This window comes from Rhodobacterales bacterium HKCCA1288, from assembly GCA_015693905.1.
Taxonomy (GTDB): Bacteria; Pseudomonadota; Alphaproteobacteria; order Rhodobacterales; family Rhodobacteraceae; genus M30B80.
On record CP065161.1, the window covers coordinates 1,453,354 to 1,469,437 of the forward strand.

15 protein-coding genes are annotated in these 16,084 nt (G+C 56.5%); 3 read left to right on the forward strand and 12 right to left on the reverse strand.

Features of this window, described 5'->3' with window-relative positions:
* The first annotated feature begins 14 nt into the window (after positions 1 to 14).
* On the forward strand, positions 15 to 1,073 hold the full coding sequence (locus I3V23_07105) for a glycosyltransferase family 4 protein (protein ID QPI84395.1): 1,059 nt from the start codon (positions 15 to 17) through the stop codon (positions 1,071 to 1,073).
* On the opposite strand, the gene hemF is transcribed toward I3V23_07105, so the two are convergent.
* A complete protein-coding gene (gene hemF, locus I3V23_07110) occupies positions 1,070 to 1,951 on the reverse strand; it encodes an oxygen-dependent coproporphyrinogen oxidase (GenBank protein ID QPI84396.1) in 882 nt (293 codons plus the stop codon). The two genes, I3V23_07105 and hemF, sit on opposite strands and share 4 nt — an antisense overlap.
* A gap of 185 nt (positions 1,952 to 2,136) precedes the next feature.
* Positions 2,137 to 3,198, reverse strand: a complete 1,062-nt coding sequence (locus I3V23_07115; protein QPI86734.1) for an IS630 family transposase — start codon at positions 3,196 to 3,198, stop codon at positions 2,137 to 2,139.
* A 250-nt stretch (positions 3,199 to 3,448) separates the two neighbouring features.
* On the opposite strand from I3V23_07115, the gene I3V23_07120 reads away from it, so the two are divergent.
* Positions 3,449 to 4,852 (forward strand): serine hydrolase, encoded by a 1,404-nt coding sequence (locus I3V23_07120; GenBank protein QPI86735.1) that lies wholly within the window; start codon positions 3,449 to 3,451, stop codon positions 4,850 to 4,852.
* A 3-nt stretch (positions 4,853 to 4,855) separates the two neighbouring features.
* Here the strand turns inward: I3V23_07120 and ccoS are convergent, their stop codons facing one another.
* The 8 genes from ccoS to ccoN all read right to left on the reverse strand — a co-directional run bounded on the left by ccoS (position 4,856) and on the right by ccoN (position 12,927).
* The gene (gene ccoS, locus I3V23_07125) at positions 4,856 to 5,014 is read right to left on the reverse strand and encodes a cbb3-type cytochrome oxidase assembly protein CcoS (GenBank protein QPI84397.1); all 159 of its coding nucleotides are present in this window, start codon (positions 5,012 to 5,014) and stop codon (positions 4,856 to 4,858) included.
* Positions 5,015 to 5,022: 8 nt separating this feature from the next.
* A complete protein-coding gene (cadA, locus tag I3V23_07130; GenBank protein QPI84398.1) occupies positions 5,023 to 7,221 on the reverse strand; it encodes a cadmium-translocating P-type ATPase in 2,199 nt (732 codons plus the stop codon).
* Between the two features lie 7 nt (positions 7,222 to 7,228).
* The gene (locus I3V23_07135) at positions 7,229 to 7,720 is read right to left on the reverse strand and encodes a FixH family protein (GenBank protein QPI84399.1); all 492 of its coding nucleotides are present in this window, start codon (positions 7,718 to 7,720) and stop codon (positions 7,229 to 7,231) included.
* Complete coding sequence (ccoG, locus tag I3V23_07140; GenBank protein QPI84400.1) at positions 7,717 to 9,147, reverse strand: cytochrome c oxidase accessory protein CcoG; 1,431 nt, start codon at positions 9,145 to 9,147, stop codon at positions 7,717 to 7,719. Before ccoG ends, I3V23_07135 begins: the two co-directional genes overlap by 4 nt.
* A gap of 332 nt (positions 9,148 to 9,479) precedes the next feature.
* Positions 9,480 to 10,376 (reverse strand): cytochrome-c oxidase, cbb3-type subunit III, encoded by an 897-nt coding sequence (gene ccoP, locus I3V23_07145; GenBank protein QPI84401.1) that lies wholly within the window; start codon positions 10,374 to 10,376, stop codon positions 9,480 to 9,482.
* Positions 10,373 to 10,576 carry a cbb3-type cytochrome c oxidase subunit 3 gene (locus tag I3V23_07150; protein ID QPI84402.1) on the reverse strand — a complete coding sequence of 68 codons (204 nt, stop codon included), beginning with the start codon at positions 10,574 to 10,576 and terminating at the stop codon, positions 10,373 to 10,375. The genes ccoP and I3V23_07150 overlap by 4 nt, the downstream gene beginning before the upstream one ends.
* Positions 10,577 to 10,591: 15 nt before the next feature.
* On the reverse strand, positions 10,592 to 11,311 hold the full coding sequence (gene ccoO, locus I3V23_07155) for a cytochrome-c oxidase, cbb3-type subunit II (protein ID QPI84403.1): 720 nt from the start codon (positions 11,309 to 11,311) through the stop codon (positions 10,592 to 10,594).
* A gap of 14 nt (positions 11,312 to 11,325) precedes the next feature.
* Positions 11,326 to 12,927, reverse strand: a complete 1,602-nt coding sequence (gene ccoN, locus I3V23_07160) for a cytochrome-c oxidase, cbb3-type subunit I (GenBank protein ID QPI84404.1) — start codon at positions 12,925 to 12,927, stop codon at positions 11,326 to 11,328.
* A gap of 205 nt (positions 12,928 to 13,132) precedes the next feature.
* Between ccoN and I3V23_07165 the strand changes: the two genes are divergently transcribed.
* On the forward strand, positions 13,133 to 13,987 hold the full coding sequence (locus I3V23_07165; protein QPI84405.1) for a universal stress protein: 855 nt from the start codon (positions 13,133 to 13,135) through the stop codon (positions 13,985 to 13,987).
* 2 nt (positions 13,988 to 13,989) lie between these two features.
* On the opposite strand, the gene I3V23_07170 is transcribed toward I3V23_07165, so the two are convergent.
* Entirely contained in the window at positions 13,990 to 15,207 is a 1,218-nt protein-coding gene (locus tag I3V23_07170; protein ID QPI84406.1) for an FAD-dependent oxidoreductase, read from the reverse strand.
* A 66-nt stretch (positions 15,208 to 15,273) separates the two neighbouring features.
* Positions 15,274 to 16,023 (reverse strand): helix-turn-helix domain-containing protein, encoded by a 750-nt coding sequence (locus I3V23_07175; protein QPI84407.1) that lies wholly within the window; start codon positions 16,021 to 16,023, stop codon positions 15,274 to 15,276.
* Positions 16,024 to 16,084 lie beyond the last annotated feature (61 nt).

Genomic DNA, 16,084 nt, shown 5'->3' on the forward strand with positions numbered 1-16,084 from the left:
GTAACGCTCGGGGCATGGCGCACCCTCGGATTGATCAAATCGACATCCTCGCCCCCAATTTCAAGCAACGCTTGTCTGGGGTGACGGCGACCATTGTGCGCCTCGTGCCGCATCAGGCTGAAAAGGTGGCGATAGCCGCCGTGGGGCGCGGCTTGCCCGCAGGCTTGCCACAAATCCCGCTCAATGATCTGCTCACAATGTCGAAAAACGGACCACATGGTCCGCGCGTCTGGCACGCAAGGCGCAATAATGAAATGTTGGCGGGGATCGTGCTGAAGCATGTTTTTGGAAAGCGGTTAAAACTGCTGTTCACCTCCGCATCACAACGAAACCACACGCGCTACACGAAATGGCTGATTGGCCACATGGATCATGTGATCGCTACGTCTCAGAAAACGGCGGCTTTCTTAGATCGACCCGCAACTGTGATTTTGCACGGAATTGATGTTCACGCGTTCAGCCCTGCGCCCGATCACGGCGCGCTGAAAGCCAAGCTTGGCTTTGGCAAAGGGCCATTGATTGGATGTTATGGCCGTATTCGCCCCTCAAAAGGGACAGATCGGTTTGTGGATGCAATGATCAACCTTCTGCCCCAACATGAGGGGGCAGAGGCGGTTATCTTGGGCCGCGCAACCGACCGGCATAAAGACTATCTGAAATCGCTAAAGGCAAAGATCGCCGCAGCAGGCCTTCAGGGGCGGGTTCATTTCCCAACCGAAGTTCCAACCCACGAGATTATTCCCTATTATCAGGCGGTGGATCTGTTTGTGGCCCCGCAGCGTTACGAAGGGTTTGGTTTAACCCCGCTCGAGGCAATGGCCTGTGGTGTTCCCGTTGTCGCCACCCGCGCAGGCGCATTCGAAGAACTGATCCGCGATGGGGAAACCGGATATTTGGTCGGGATTGAAGATCAAGCAGCGCTAGAGACGCAGATCGACCACCTTTTGCAGGATGCACCGTTGCGCAGCAAAATGGGCGCGGCTGCCCGCGCCCATATGGTTGATCACTTTTCGCTAGAACGCGAAGCAGATGCGATCATCTCAGTCTATCAGCGCCTCTTGAGCGGCACTTAAACCCACTTGGCCAAAGGCGGCAGGCTCATCAAAACAGCATTTGCATCATGGCCTGTCTCAAGGCCAAATTTTGTGCCGCGATCATAAACGAGATTATATTCGGCATAGAGACCGCGATGGATCAACTGAACGTCACGATCCGCCTCGTCAAATGCCATCTCGCGCCGCTTTTCGACCACGCCTAAAAAGGCAGGCAGAAAGGCACGACCGACATCTTGGGTAAAGGCGAAATCCGCCTCCCAATCGCCCGTGTTCAGATCATCGTAGAAAATCCCGCCAACCCCACGCGCGCGACCACGATGCGGCACATAGAAATACTCATCTGCCCATGCTTTGAGACGGGGATAGATGTCGTCACCATGCTTATCGCAATGCGCCTTGAGAACCGCGTGAAAATCCGCGGTGTCTTCCTCATATTCAATGCAAGGGTTGAGGTCGGAACCGCCCCCGAACCACCACCCGTGCGGCGTCCAGAACATGCGTGTATTCATGTGCACCGCAGGGACATGCGGGTTGTTCATATGCGCAACCAAACTGATACCCGAAGCCCAAAAACGCGGGTCATCCCGCAGGCCTTCCATATCTTTGCGCGCAGACATTGCCGCCACGGCGCGCGCGCCCAATGTGCCATGCACAGTGGACACATTGACACCGACCTTCTCAAAGACCCTGCCCCCGCGCATCACGCTCATGAGGCCGCCCCCTGCATCGCTGCCATCCTCAGAATGACGTTTGGTCTGCGACACATCAAATCGTCCCGCGGCATCGGCGCTCTGGTGGCGGTCTTCCAAATCTTCAAACGCAGCCACGATATCATCGCGCAATTGCCTAAACCACGCGGCAGCGCGGGCTTTGCGCTCATCAAAGGGATCGGTCATGCAAATCGTCCTACAGCTGTATTGCGCATACCTAACACCACCTTTGACATAAGGTCACGCGCTGAAAGCAAAAATCCGAATGAAATATGAAAAATACGCTTGCAAATGCAAGCATGGGGCCCGCACCACGCCACAAATTTCTTGTGATCAAGAAAGCTGAAACCTTCCAATAGTTTATACCGCGCTTACTCCAAAACCCGAAAATCCTCGTGAGTGACGACCCTGAAGCTATCTGACACCTGATCACGGAATGTTTTCCACTCTTTGGGCAGGGTCTCTCGAAAGAACCTCAGGATCGCATCTGCGAACTTCTTTTGTGTGGGGTAGTAGCGATTGTGAGTGACGTATTGGTGCATGACCGCCCATAATCGTTCTATCGGATTTAGGTGCGGGCAATAAGGCGGTAGCTGGATCAGTCGTATGCGGCAGTCTGGTCGTTTGAGGAATTCGCGCACGTCCGGGCCCTTATGGTAAGCCGCATTATCCCAGATGACATAGATGATCCGCGAGAGAGGATTGCGTTCCTCAATCTTGGCCAGAAGCTGGGCGGCACTGACCCCGTCTACGGTGGTTGGTTCGACAAAGGGCGCATCAAAATTCTCAAGGTTGAGCGCGCCATGGATATTAACCCGCCCGCGTCCCGCGGTGGTTGTCACGGTGGGCTTTGATCCTGCCTTGACCCAGCCAAACGCAGGCTTTGTCTGATATTCGGGATGCACCGCATCGGCGAAATACACGGCTTCATCGGCGCCCAACCCGTTCAGCAGCTGCTCGTATAGCGCAATGAATTCGGCTTGTTTCTCTTCAGATGCAACGCGTGGCAGCCCTTTCGGCTTCCGGTATTCATAGCCCAGCCGCGACAGAAGCTTGATGCAGCCCGAGTGGGAATAGTCCACGCCATATTGTGCCGCGATGTACGCCCTGATCTCGACAGTCGATCGACAGAAGCGGTCGTCCAGCCAGGTGCAAAGCTCCGTCTCTTGAGCTGTCGTCATGCGGGACTGACCACCCTTCCAGCCGTCGGTCGAAAGCGCGTCCCAGCCGCCCTCTCGGTAGGTCTTGTACCAGCCCCGAATGGTATCATCGTCCAGATACAGAAACTCCGCGATAGCCTGACAGGACTTACCGTCATCAAGGAGCAGGATTGCATTGGCGCGCCGTGCAACGCCGTGATCTTCGCGCTGGCTACGCACGCAAACCTCAAGTTCACGCCGTTCTGAAGAGGAGAGAAAACCGGGACGGATCATGCGCATATCTGAATCGTTGCCCACTCGAACGTCAACCCTTCAAATCTCGGTTCTTCAATGACTCCCAGTATATCATGGATTTTTTCAAACTTCTGCCGTATTGTCGGAGGATAACAACCGCGCAAGACGGTTAATTGAGGCAGAGTGAGCAGGTCTCGTGGCATATAATCGGTTTTTTTCCGCCCTCTTGGGGCTTTTAATTGTTGTCTTTTTCGCTGCGACACCCGTAAAGGCCGCGCCTTATGCGGCTATGGTGATTGACGCACGAACGGGCGAGGTTTTGCATTCGCGCAATGCGGATACACGGCTGCACCCCGCCTCTCTGACCAAGATGATGACGCTTTACATCGCTTTTGAGGCGGTGCGGCTTGGCGAAATTACCATGGACACCTTGGTTACGGTGTCGCAAAACGCGGCCGCAGAACCTCCCTCGAAACTCGGTTTGCGCGCAGGCCAGCAAATTCGCCTACGCTATTTGGTGCGCGCGGCGGCTGTGCGCTCGGCCAATGACGCGGCAACGGCCATTGGCGAAGCGATTGAGGGGTCAGAGGCGGCTTTTGCACGGCGCATGACCCGTACCGCAGAAGCCCTAGGGATGACGCGCACAACATTTCGCAATGCCCATGGCCTGACTGCCGAGGGCCATTTGTCGACCGCTAATGACATGACAATGCTTGGGCGGCGCATGGTTTATGACTATCCAGAATATTATAACCTGTTCTCGCGCCTTTCGACTGATGCAGGTGTCGCGACTGTGCGCAACACGAACCGCGCTTTTTTGTCGGCCTATCGTGGCGCCGATGGGATCAAGACAGGCTACACACGCGCCGCAGGGTTTAACCTCGTGGCCTCCGCCCAGCGCGGCGATGTGCGCATCATTGCCACTGTCTTTGGCGGCCAATCTACGGCATGGCGCAACCAACGCGTCTCGGAGTTATTGGATATGGGCTTTGCCCGCGCGCCTGCCCATGCCGAATTGAGATTGGCAGGCTTCCCCGTCTATTCAGGCGGCTCAGGCGGCGGCGGGAGTGGGCCTGCCAGCGATTACGAGCGCGGGCCAGTTGCACGCACGATCCGCCCCTCAGGGGTTGTTGCGCGCAGCCTAGTGCCGCAACCGCGCCCGCTTCCGATTACACCGCCAAGTGAAACCTTACTCGCCGCGATTGATGTTGCAGTTGAGGAGGCGCTCACAGCCGCAGCCCCCAGTGCCGAAGGGGTGACCTCTGTCATCAGCGAGGCAGACACCCAACCCGTAATCGTGGATGACGCACCAAGCCCCGCCCTTGCAAGTTTAGATGAGGACGCGCTTGCGCCAGAAGAGGCGCCTTTGCCAAGCCAACGCCCAATCGAATTGGCGGCAGCACTTTCTGAAAACGCCTTACCTTCTGCGCCTGAAATCGTGACCCGTGCTACGTCTACGGGCGAGCGGCTTTATGCGATATCCTTGGGGCGTTACCCCACCCAGAACACCGCTGAGCGTTTGCTGCTGCAAACGGCTTTGTCGGAATCTTCGCTGCAACAGGCCCTGCGCCATGTGACCCAACGCCAAGGTGGCTTTGAGGCGCAATTCGCGGGCATGACAGAAGATGAGGCCACTCGCGCCTGCGCACGGCTTGTGGCGCGCGACACAGCCTGCATGGTGGTCGGGCCGTAAAACTTAACTTTTGGGCTTGTTGTCAAAATCACTGCGCAAAATGCGCGCAGCGTCCCCTTCTGGGTCATCATATTGCCCGCCTTTCAGCGACCAAAAGAAAGCAGCCAAGCCAACAGCCCCAAGAAACAGGGACGCGGGGATGAGGAGTGCGAGAATATCCATAAACCACCCTACCCCCGAAGCCGCAACGCGTTCAAGGACACTGTGATGGAGGAGGCCGACATGGCCAAGGCCGCCACCAAGGGGGTCGCAAAACCCGCCACTGCAATCGGAACGGCAATCACGTTATAGGCCGTAGCCAATGTGAAATTTTCTTTGATCCGCGCCCGCGCGCGTTTCGCGGTCTCCATTGCATCGGGCAACGGCGCCAAATCGCGCCCAAGCAGCACCATATCCGAGGCCGCACGGGCCGCGTCCAAGGCGGTTGCAGGCGAGATCGACACATGGGCCGAGGCCAAAGCAACTGTGTCATTTAATCCATCCCCCACCATCAACACCTTATGGCCCTGATCCGCGAGGTCTTTCAGCATTGCCGCTTTTTCTTCGGGTTTGGCGTTGGCGCGGTAGTCTTCAATGCCAAGTCGCGCAGCGAAGCTTGCAACCGCCCCTTCTTGATCGCCAGACAGCATCAAAATCCGAACGCCCTTGGCCTTAAGCGCGGCGATTGTGGCCTCTGCCCCATCGCGAATGTGATCGCGAAACCGCAGGGCAACGGGCGGCGTATCGCCAATCGCCAAATAGGTCGCCGTTTCGTCCAATGCCTCTGCGCCGACCCATTCGGCACGGCCCAATCGGATCATTTGACCCTGATAGCGCCCTTCGACCCCCAACCCTGACTTTTCGCGCAAATCGTCAAGCGGGGCGGGAGTCACCTTCAAATCGGCCAATGCCTCCGCCAATGCGCGTGACAGCGGGTGATCTGACCCTGCGACCATTGCTGCAAGGATGGCTTTTTGCGCGGCGCTTAAGTCATCAAGCCCCATGGCCTCGGGCGCGCCCATGGTAAGCGTGCCTGTTTTGTCAAAGACCACGCAATCCACTTCGGCCAGACGCTCAAGCGCGGTTGCATGTTTGATCAGCAAGCCCTTCCGAAACAAACGACCCGAGGCCGCGGTTGTCACAGCAGGCACCGCCAGACCAAGCGCGCACGGGCAGGTGATGATCAAAACCGCAGCGGCAATATTGAGTGAGACGCGAATGTCTTGCGTATAGAGCCACCACCCAACAGCCGCTAAAGCGGACAAGATATGCACAAATGGCGCATAAAGTTTGGCGGCCTGATCGGCAAGCGAGGTGTAATTGCTGCGCCCCGCTTCTGCCATTGCAACCAGATCAGCGATACGCGCAAGCGAACTGTCCCGACCTGCCGCTGTCACCCGCAGGTCTAGCGGGCCCGTCAGATTGATCTCGCCCGCGCTGACCTGCCCACCAACACCAATGGCCGCAGGCAGGCTTTCCCCCGTCATGAGCGCGCGATCAAGTTCGGATGTGCCGCGGGTCACCACGCCATCCGCAGGGATCCGCCCCCCTGGACGCACGCGGATCACATCACCGATGGCCAGATCAGCAGCGGCGACAACCTCTTCGCCTGTTGCCGTCACGCGCAAGGCGCGCGGCACTTCAAGGGCGGACAGCTCTTGTGCCGCAGATCGCGCAGATGCGCGGGTTTTGAAATCCAAATACCGCCCGCCTAAGAGGAAAAAACACAAAGACACCGCCGCATCAAAATACGCATGCGCCCCAGAATGCATTGTCTCATAAAGCGAGGTTACAAGCGCCAAGAGAATGGCGAGGGTGATTGGCACATCCATATTAAGCCGGCCCACCCGCAACGCAGACCATGCCGAAACATAAAACGGACGACCCGCAAAAATCACCGCAGGAATGGCAATAGCGGCTGATATCCAATGCATCATGTCACGGGTCACGCCCTCAGCCCCCGACCAAACCGCAACCGAAAGCAGCATGACATTCATCATAGCGAAGAAGGCCACACCCAGCCGCATCAGCAAATCGCGACCCTGCCTTTGTGCGGCCGTGCTGCTCAGGCGACCTGCATCAAGCTCGTGCGCCTCGTAACCAACAGCCGCCAGACGCGCGATCAAATCATCGACCGACACTGTGCCATCGGTTTTCACAGCCGCGCGGCGCAGGGTGAGGTTCACCCGTGCATCCGTCACGCCGTGCATCTTGCTCAACGCCCGCTCAACTGCCGAAATACAGGCCGCGCAATGGATTGTGGGCAAGGACAACATGATTTCCGCATCTTTTGGCAATTCTGCCAAATGCTCGGCCAAAGGGGCCACGCTGCAGGCGGGACAGGCGGCAGGTCTTGGCCGTTCTTCGTAATGGAAATCAGTGCTTGCCATGATTTGTTTAGTTCACCCAAAAGGTCAGGTTATGGCGGTAATCCGTGCCGTCATCCGCGCGCCCTGTCAGGCGCAAACGCCACCGCCCTTGATCCAAATCTGCGGGTGCCTGCCATGCGCCATCAATGAGCTGCAGGGCCAAAAGCTGATCTTGGGTTTGGTTCGTGGGGCGGGTCAAGAGCGCCTCCATCTGCGCGGGCATTACAGGCGCGCCTGACGCATCGGTCAAATGCAAGATCACAGTCGCCCCTGCCCCACTCCCCCGCGTTTCAACCGCCGCTTGCCAGTGCAAAGCCTCTTGGGCATCGCGGCGTATGTTGAAATCCTGACTGTCGGCGTAGGAGGAGCTAACCTCCAGCCCAGGAAAAGTGGACAGGGCTTGAAACGCCATAAAGATATTCACGGCGAACATGACCCCGAAAAATCCCACAAAAATCATCAACACCTTGCGACCTGTAAGGCGGCCTTTACTGGGGTTATTGCTTGTCGGTATGCTCATTCCATATCTCTCCCTGCAAAGCTGCTGTCTTGCGAACTGCGCTCATTGGTGGCGAGGTTTTCAATCCAAAACCGAATATCCGTGCGCTCGGTTTGCGCAGCTTGGCTGTTGGGGGCTGCGTAAACATAGACGCGCTGCAAATGGGTTTCATCGGCAGGCACAGTGACGGTGGTGTTATCTTCACCTTCAAGGCTGATCTCCAAGCCCGCCTCTGAGACTACGCTCACAGCGAACACGGCATCCTCATGGGTCATGTTGCGCAGTCGGATATCATAGGTGTTGCGGATCGTTCCGTCAGACAGCGTGACATAAAGCGGGTTGCGCACGGGCGCGACCGTCATGTCGATCTCGCCCCGCATAAACAGGGCCACAGTCAAACCGATACCGATGCCCGACCACAGGATCGTGTAAATAATCGTGCGCGGACGAAAGATGTGTTTCCACACAGAAACTTTTTTATTTCCAGCGCGCTCGTTCTCTTCATCGGTCAAGGCCATGTAGTCAATCAAACCGCGCTCTTTGCCGACCTTGGCCATCATATCATCGCAGGCATCAATGCACAGCGCGCAGGTGATGCATTCCAACTGCTGACCATCGCGAATATCGATCCCTACAGGGCAGACATTCACGCAGGCATTACAGTCGATGCAATCGCCCAACTGATCTGCGCCTTCTGCCTTGCGATGCTTACCACGCGGCTCGCCGCGCCAATCGCGATAAGCGACCGTGATTGTATGCTCGTCCATCATCGCAGCCTGAATACGGGGCCACGGGCACATGTAGATGCAAACCTGCTCACGCATGAAACCGCCAAACACAAAGGTTGTCGCGGTCAAAACGGCGATGGTTGTATAGGCAACGATATGGGCCTGCCCTGTCAGAAAATCGCCAAGCAAGGTCGGTGCATCGGTAAAATAGAACACCCAAGCCCCCCCCGTTGCGACCGCAATCGCCAACCAAACCGCCCATTTAAACACCCTTAGTCTGATTTTGCGCGCATCCCATTTGGCATTCCACAAACGCACGCGTGCGTTGCGATCACCCTCGATCCACCGCTCGACAGTGAAGAACAAATCCGTCCAGACCGTTTGCGGGCAGGAATAGCCGCACCAAACCCGACCAAGGGCGGAGGTAAAGAGGAACAACCCCAATCCCGCCATAATCAACAGGCCCGCCACGAAATAAAATTCATGGGGCCAGATCTCGATCCAGAAGAAGAAAAAACGGCGGTTGGCCAAGTCGACCAAAACCGCCTGATCGGGCAGGGAGGGGCCACGATCAAACCGTATCCATGGCGTGACATAATAAATCGCCAAGGTGATAGCCATAATCACCCATTTCAAATTGCGGAAATTGCCTTTCACACGGCGGGGAAAGACAGGCTCACGCGCAGCATATAGCTTTGGCGGCTCTGAAGAGGTGGTCATAGCTGACGCATCCTTGGATGATTCGATAATAGGTCTGGTCATTGTTCGCGCGGCCAAACTAGGGCCAAAACGGTGGTGCTTCTTTGACTTGAATCAAACAATGGGCCCAAGGGTCGGTGGCTGTCATCTGCCAGATAAATCGGGCTGCGATCCTTGACTTGGGCGCGTTTCGCGCTTTCTTGTTTTCATTAAGAAACCTCTCTCCACATTGTGCAGAGAGAGGTTTGAGGAGGAAGACGTCGGCCTCGTAGGAAACGCGCGAACAGGACCGAGGCCGACGCCGCACCACATTTCGCAAGGGAAACGTGGATCTTTGTGCCCGAGGGCGGCGGTTATTCACCGCCCCCAAGCGAATGGACATAAAGCGCAACCGAACGGATCTCGGCTTCGGACAGGCGCTCATTCCAGTTTGGCATCACACCAAATCGGGCATAGCGCACAGTCTCCTCGATCTTCTCGGCTGAGCCACCATAGAGCCAGATTGCATCAGTCAGATTGGGGGCGCCCATGAAACGATCCCCTAGGCCTTGATCCCCGTGGCAGGCAGCGCAGTTATTGAGGAACACCTCCTGTCCTGCGGCAGCAAGCCCCGCATCATGCTCTTGGTTCGAGATTGCCAGAACATGATTGACGACCTGACCGATTTCTTCATCGCTGAGCATGCCTTCAAAAGCAGTCATCGCTGAATAGCGCGCATCTGGGTCTGTCTCGTTGCGGATGCCGTGGGTAACAGTGTAGTGGATATCGTCAATACTCCCACCCCATAGCCAATCATCATCCAACAGGTTCGGGTATCCTGCGGCCTGAACGCCAGCTGCGCCCGATCCGTGACATTGCGCGCACCATGTGCGGAAGGTCGCCGCGCCACCTTGGATCGCGTAATTATAAAGATCAGGTGTGGCCTGCGGGGTGATGGCCGCAAGATCGACTGTCTCAAGCTCTTGACGCAGACCTGCATTCATCGCGTCAAATTCCGCAATGTCATCGACCACATTAGCGCGGGTCGAGAACCCAAGCAAACCTGGCGTTGCCTCTTTCAACAGCGGCCATGCGGGATAGGCTACAGTATAGGCCAAGCCCCAAACGATACAGGCGTAGAATGTCCACAACCACCAACGTGGCAGGGGGTTGTTGAACTCCTTGATCCCATCCCAAGAATGGCCCGTTGTTTCAGGGTCACCCGCTTGCAAGGTTGGGTCAACGTGATGTGCGTTTTTATGGTCGGTCATTGCCGTGCCTCCTTGGTCGCAGGGCTGCGTGCGGCGGGCTTGTCATCATGGCGAAAGGGGATATTTGCCGTGTCTTCGTGCAGTTTGCGGCTTCCTGGGCGGAAGGTGAAAAATACCACCGCCACGAAAGAGACAAACATAAACACAGCGCCCCAAGAGCCTGCAAAAACCCGCATCAGGGTGTAGCTGTCATCAAGCATCAGATCAGCCCTCCCTTAACGGCTTTCGTCAGGCGTAAAGGTCGAGAAATCGACCAATGTGCCCAACATTTGCAGATATGCGACCAAAGCATCCATTTCGGTCACAGCGGGATTTCCATCAAAGTCGCGCTGCTGCGCGCCTGGATAGCGGGCGACAACACCCGCATCGCCATAGGTCGTAGCTTGTTCGATGAAATCGAGCTCGGCCATTTCCAATTGCTCATCCGTGTAAGGCACACCGACCAAGCGGTGGGTTTCCATCAGATCAACAACATGCTCAGGCGAGATGACACGATCAGATAGGAACCCATAAGCGGGCATGACGGATTCAGGCACAACCGACTGCGGATCGGTTAAGTGATCCACATGCCAAGCATCCGAATAACGGCCGCCCACACGGGCCAAATCTGGCCCCGTGCGCTTAGAGCCCCACTGGAACGGATGGTCATACATGGATTCAGCCGCAAGGCTGTAGTGACCATAACGCTCCACCTCATCGCGCATTGGACGGATCATCTGGCTGTGACAGACATAGCAGCCTTCACGCACATAGATTTCGCGACCCGTCAATTCGAGCGGTGAGTAGGGACGCATCCCATCCACTTCTTCAATTGTGTTCTCAAGATAGAACAAGGGGGCGATTTCCACGATACCGCCGATGGTGACGACCAGAAAGCTGAGCGTCAGCAGAAGCGTGGCATTGGTTTCAATTTTCTTGTGACCTTCAAGAGCCATTTCTCACGCCCTCCTTATTCTGCTGGTGCCATGGCAGGGGCTTGCTGCGTAGCAGCGCCTTTGCGCACGGTCATCCAGAGGTTGTAGGCCATGATGATCGCCCCAGTGAGATACATGACCCCACCCAAGCCGCGCACCACATACATTGGGAATTTGGCCGAAACCGTGTCTGCGAAAGAGTTCACAAGGAAGCCTTGCGCATCAACTTCACGCCACATCAGACCTTCCATGATCCCCGTGACCCACATCGAAGATGCGTAGAGAACGATCCCAATGGTCGCCAACCAATAGTGCCACGACACGGCCCGCAGGGAATACAGGGCCTGACGGTTCCACAGTTTGGGCACGAGATAGTAGAGCATCCCGAAGGTGATCATCCCGTTCCACCCCAAGGCACCAGAATGCACGTGACCAATCGTCCAGTCCGTGTAATGCGACAGCGAGTTCACCGCGCGGATCGACATCATTGGGCCTTCGAATGTGGACATTCCGTAGAAGGCAACCGAGGTGACCATCATCCGCAACACAGGGTCTGTGCGCAGCTTGTCCCAAGCACCCGACAAGGTCATCAGGCCGTTGATCATACCGCCCCAAGACGGCATCCAAAGAATGATTGAGAACACCATGCCAAGGGTAGACGCCCAGTCAGGCAGCGCGGTGTAATGCAAATGGTGAGGGCCTGCCCAGATATAAAGGAAGATCAGCGCCCAGAAGTGGATGATCGACAATTTATACGAGTAGACAGGGCGCTCGGCCTGTTTTGGAATGAAGTAATACATCATCCCCAAGAAGCCCGCCGTCAGGAAGAAGCCCACAGCATTGTGGCCATACCACCATTGCGTCATTGCGTTTTGCACGCCAGAGAACACCTGAACCGAGCGCGACCCAAAGATCGACACTGGGATCGCAAGGTTATTGACCACATGCAACATGGCCACGGTCACGATAAAGGACAGCAAGAACCAGTTGGCCACGTAAATATGCGGCTCACGGCGGCGGATCAGCGTGCCAACATACACGGCCAAGAACGCCACCCAAACGATGGTCAACCATAGGTCAACATACCATTCAGGTTCCGCATATTCTTGGCTTTGGGTTGCGCCAAGCAGATAGCCTGTCGCCGCCAGAACGATGAACAGCTGATAGCCCCAAAACACGAACCAAGCCAGACCGCCGCCCCAAAGCCGTGCGGCCGTGGTGCGTTGAACAATGTAAAATGACGCGGCCAAAAGCGCGTTACCCCCAAAGGCGAAGATCACCGCCGATGTGTGCAAGGGGCGCAAGCGGCCAAAGTTACCAAAGGGCTGAGCCCAATCGAAATTCAACTGCGGAAAGGCAAGCTGAAACGCGATATATGTGCCAGCGAGAAAACCGACCACGCCCCAGAATACTGTGGCGATGGTAGCGGCGCGCACTGGCCCGTCATTATATTCGTCCAAGGCTGGAGCAAGCTGTGGCTCGCCAGTGCGGCGCAATTGCCACAAAAACACCCCCGATGCGACCAGCATGACCAAAACGGCATGCACCATATAGGCTTCATCGCGGGCATATTGCGCAGCAATCGCGGCCAAAACCGCAACCAGACCAAGGATCAATAGCTTTGCATAATCAAGCATAGATCGTCCCTTCGTATCGCTCTTGAGGTGAATCAATCACCCGTAAAGCTGTTTCCTATTGCCCCTCAAATCGCCCATGCGGGGCGATCCCTCCTTGATCCATGTCAAGCGTTTCCGCGCTTTCTTTTGACCCAAGTCAAAGGCTGATGCGCTCTGCGCGGCCTAAGCTCGGCCCGTAACGATTCATCCCAAAAGGAGATGCGCCATGTCCGTCCAAACCTGTTTTCCCACAGTGATGACCGTTCTTGATCAGCCTGAAACTGTGGACAGCACCCTTGCCCCGATCTTGCCTTTCGCTCGCGCCACTGGCGCGCATTTGCGCGCCCTCAGCCTTGGGGTGGATGCAACTCAGGCAGGGTATTTTGTGGCGGGGGCCACCGCGGCGATCATGAGCGATGAAACCTTGCAACTCGCACGCGAAGACGCGCTCGAAATCAAATCGCGGGCCGAGGCCCTACTTGAAAAGGCTGATATCTCTTTTGAGGTTGAGGCAACCATCACCCAATCCGCGGGACTAGGCAGCGTTATTTCCGCGAATGCCCATTTTGCAGATTTGGTGATCCTTCCCCTCCCTTACGGGCCGAATATGGGTAGTGAGGCCCCTATGATTGCCGAAGCGGCCCTGTTTGATGGGGCGGCACCCGTTTTGGTTGTGCCAAATGGGGTGGATATTCCAAACCCTGCCCGCCGTATTGTCATTGCGTGGAACAACAGCGCCGAGGCGCTATCGGCGGTGCGCCATGCTTTGGGGTTGTTAAAGGCAGCGGATGAGGTGGATATCCTCGTCATCGATCCCGAGCGGGGTCACATGAGCCCCGCTGAACCTGGCGCAGATTTGGCAACATGGCTGAGCCGCCACGGGGTGCATGCCAATATCAGCCTTGTGCCGCGCCGATTGGGCCGCGTGAGCGATGAAATCGCACGGCATCTGACAGACACGAACGCAGATCTCCTTGTGATGGGGGCCTACAGCCATTCACGCCTGCGCGAGGCGATTTGGGGCGGGGCCACCCGTGACCTTTTGACCGAAGCCAAGCTGCCCATTCTCATGGCGCATTGAAATCAGAGGTATAGCGCGGCTAAGGCCGCGCTTGCCCTTTGGCCCAAAACCTCTGTGGATAGGCCTGCAAGACTGCGGGCATAATCCCCCCCATTGAGCGCCATGAGGGCGGCTTGACCCGTAAGGGGAAGCAAATTTACAAAAGCGGCAAAGGCACCATCACGAGCATCAGCGGCCAAAATAACCTCCGCCCCCTGATCCCAAAAGGCGTGATCATAGTGCAAAACGACCTTTTCCAAACTGCCCATCCGCAAACGTGACAGGGAGGCTTGAACCTCTGGCGGCAAGCTTGGGGCGAACTGCACCGCACCTGATTGCAACACCCCCAATGGCAATGTGACAATCGCAGCCTGCGCAGTCAGCGTCCCTGTGTTTGATCCAGCTGCCGTGACGATCTCTACGCCGCCCGTGCCATATCTGATTTGCACAATGGGGCTTGCGAGATGCAACCGCGCCCCATCCGTCTCAAAGCCTGCCAAGATCTGATCATAGCCGCCTGAAATCATCACATCAGGCCCACCGAATTCTTCACCCTCATCCAGCGCAAGATCGGAGAGGTTGTCATAATCATCGGCGTAATCAAGATTGGCGATGCTGTGCCAGTGCAGCCATTCTGGCATATCCACAATACGGCCTTCCCTGTTGCGGGTCACAACCCCTTCCCAATCACTGCGCAATAGGGTCAGGCCAAGCGCGTGCGCAATCTCCGTGACTGGATTGGCATGGCTGCCGTGAATCCATGACGCCCCAAGATCGGCGGCAAAGCCAAGACTGCGATCCGTTATCACCCGTCCGCCAATTCGCGCGCGCGCCTCAAAGAGATCCACCGCAATGCCATCGCGCAACAGAAGTTCAGCCGCCGCCAATCCCGCAACGCCTGCACCGATGATGGCAACATGATCCACGCCCAAATCGCGGATTTGATCCGCAGCCCGCCTGCCCGATAAAATCGCCCCATGCACTGTTGAGGGGTAATCAGGTTCGGTCGCCTCACCCGCGAACACCAACCGCTCAGCAACAGGTTGCGCCAACTGCACGCGGTCTGCCCGAGTGCCATGCAAACCTAAATGCGAATAAGACCCCCGCGCAAAAGGATCAGACCACCACGCAGTGCGCAGCACGGCACGCGGGGTAGAGGCATAAGATTTTCCAAAAAGTAATGCGGGCGCAGCCAATGCTGACACAGCCCCAACAACAAGCTGCCGCCTGCGTCTTTGCATTGCGATCCCCCCAATCTTGCGCGGCTGGCCTGCGCGCGCGTGGGATGGATTAAATCGCGCAACGCCCTAGGATGGCAAGCCCCCATCATCATCATCGCCCGTCTCATCCAACAAGGCTTCGAAATCGGGGATGATGATGCGCCGCTTGCCGTCCAATTCGATGACACCGTCCTTGCGCAGGGCGGTCATTTGGCGGCTGACTGTCTCGATGGTTAAGCCCATATAATCCGCCATCGCCTCGCGCGTGAGTGGTAAATCAAAGCTCAACGGCCCGCCCAGAGAGGGCACATTTTTAAGACTAGCATCACGCCGCGCAATGATTGTCAGGAAAGAGGCGATTTTCTCGCGCGCGGTCTTGCGGCCCAAGAGCAGCATCCACTCCCGCGCGGCATCCAACTCATCCAATGTCATTTCCAACAAGCGTTGGCTGACATGAGGTGTGGTGGCAATCAATTGTTGAAACGGATTACGGCGGAAACAGCACAGCACAATATCAGTTGCCGCATGCACATCGTAAGACACCGTGTCACGATTCGGACGACCCAAGAAATCTGAAGGCAACAAAAGACCGACCATTTGGCGGCGGCCGTCCTCCATGGTTTGGGTCATTGACGCAACACCCGAGACAACCGATGCCACAAATTCCATCGGATCGCCTGCCCAAACAATCGGCTGCCCTGCCGTAAAGCCTTTATAATACTTGATTTCTTCCAAAAGCGTTAGTTCATCAGGCTCGCATCGCGCACAAACCGCTTTGTGGCGAATAGGACAATCAGCGCAGTCCTGTTTTGGGAGGGTCAGCGGTCTGTTTGGCATGGATGCCATCCGTCAGTTTAGCTCAAGTCAGTTTGGGTTGATCTAGGTCAATCCCAGTTTG

Excerpts from the sequence above, each read along its gene's own strand:
- I3V23_07165 (QPI84405.1), top strand. The coding sequence starts at position 13,133 with ATGTCCGTCCAAACCTGTTTTCCCACAGTGATGACCGTTCTTGATCAG.
- ccoS (QPI84397.1), bottom strand. The coding sequence starts at position 5,014 with ATGGATATTCTCGCACTCCTCATCCCCGCGTCCCTGTTTCTTGGGGCT.
- I3V23_07175 (QPI84407.1), bottom strand. The coding sequence starts at position 16,023 with ATGCCAAACAGACCGCTGACCCTCCCAAAACAGGACTGCGCTGATTGT.
- cadA (QPI84398.1), bottom strand. The coding sequence starts at position 7,221 with ATGGCAAGCACTGATTTCCATTACGAAGAACGGCCAAGACCTGCCGCC.
- I3V23_07105 (QPI84395.1), top strand. The coding sequence starts at position 15 with ATGGCGCACCCTCGGATTGATCAAATCGACATCCTCGCCCCCAATTTC.
- I3V23_07120 (QPI86735.1), top strand. The coding sequence starts at position 3,449 with ATGGTGATTGACGCACGAACGGGCGAGGTTTTGCATTCGCGCAATGCG.
- I3V23_07135 (QPI84399.1), bottom strand. The coding sequence starts at position 7,720 with ATGAGCATACCGACAAGCAATAACCCCAGTAAAGGCCGCCTTACAGGT.
- hemF (QPI84396.1), bottom strand. The coding sequence starts at position 1,951 with ATGACCGATCCCTTTGATGAGCGCAAAGCCCGCGCTGCCGCGTGGTTT.
- I3V23_07170 (QPI84406.1), bottom strand. The coding sequence starts at position 15,207 with ATGCAAAGACGCAGGCGGCAGCTTGTTGTTGGGGCTGTGTCAGCATTG.
- ccoG (QPI84400.1), bottom strand. The coding sequence starts at position 9,147 with ATGACCACCTCTTCAGAGCCGCCAAAGCTATATGCTGCGCGTGAGCCT.
- I3V23_07150 (QPI84402.1), bottom strand. The coding sequence starts at position 10,576 with ATGCTTGATGACAGCTACACCCTGATGCGGGTTTTTGCAGGCTCTTGG.
- I3V23_07115 (QPI86734.1), bottom strand. The coding sequence starts at position 3,198 with ATGATCCGTCCCGGTTTTCTCTCCTCTTCAGAACGGCGTGAACTTGAG.
- ccoO (QPI84403.1), bottom strand. The coding sequence starts at position 11,311 with ATGGCTCTTGAAGGTCACAAGAAAATTGAAACCAATGCCACGCTTCTG.
- ccoP (QPI84401.1), bottom strand. The coding sequence starts at position 10,376 with ATGACCGACCATAAAAACGCACATCACGTTGACCCAACCTTGCAAGCG.
- ccoN (QPI84404.1), bottom strand. The coding sequence starts at position 12,927 with ATGCTTGATTATGCAAAGCTATTGATCCTTGGTCTGGTTGCGGTTTTG.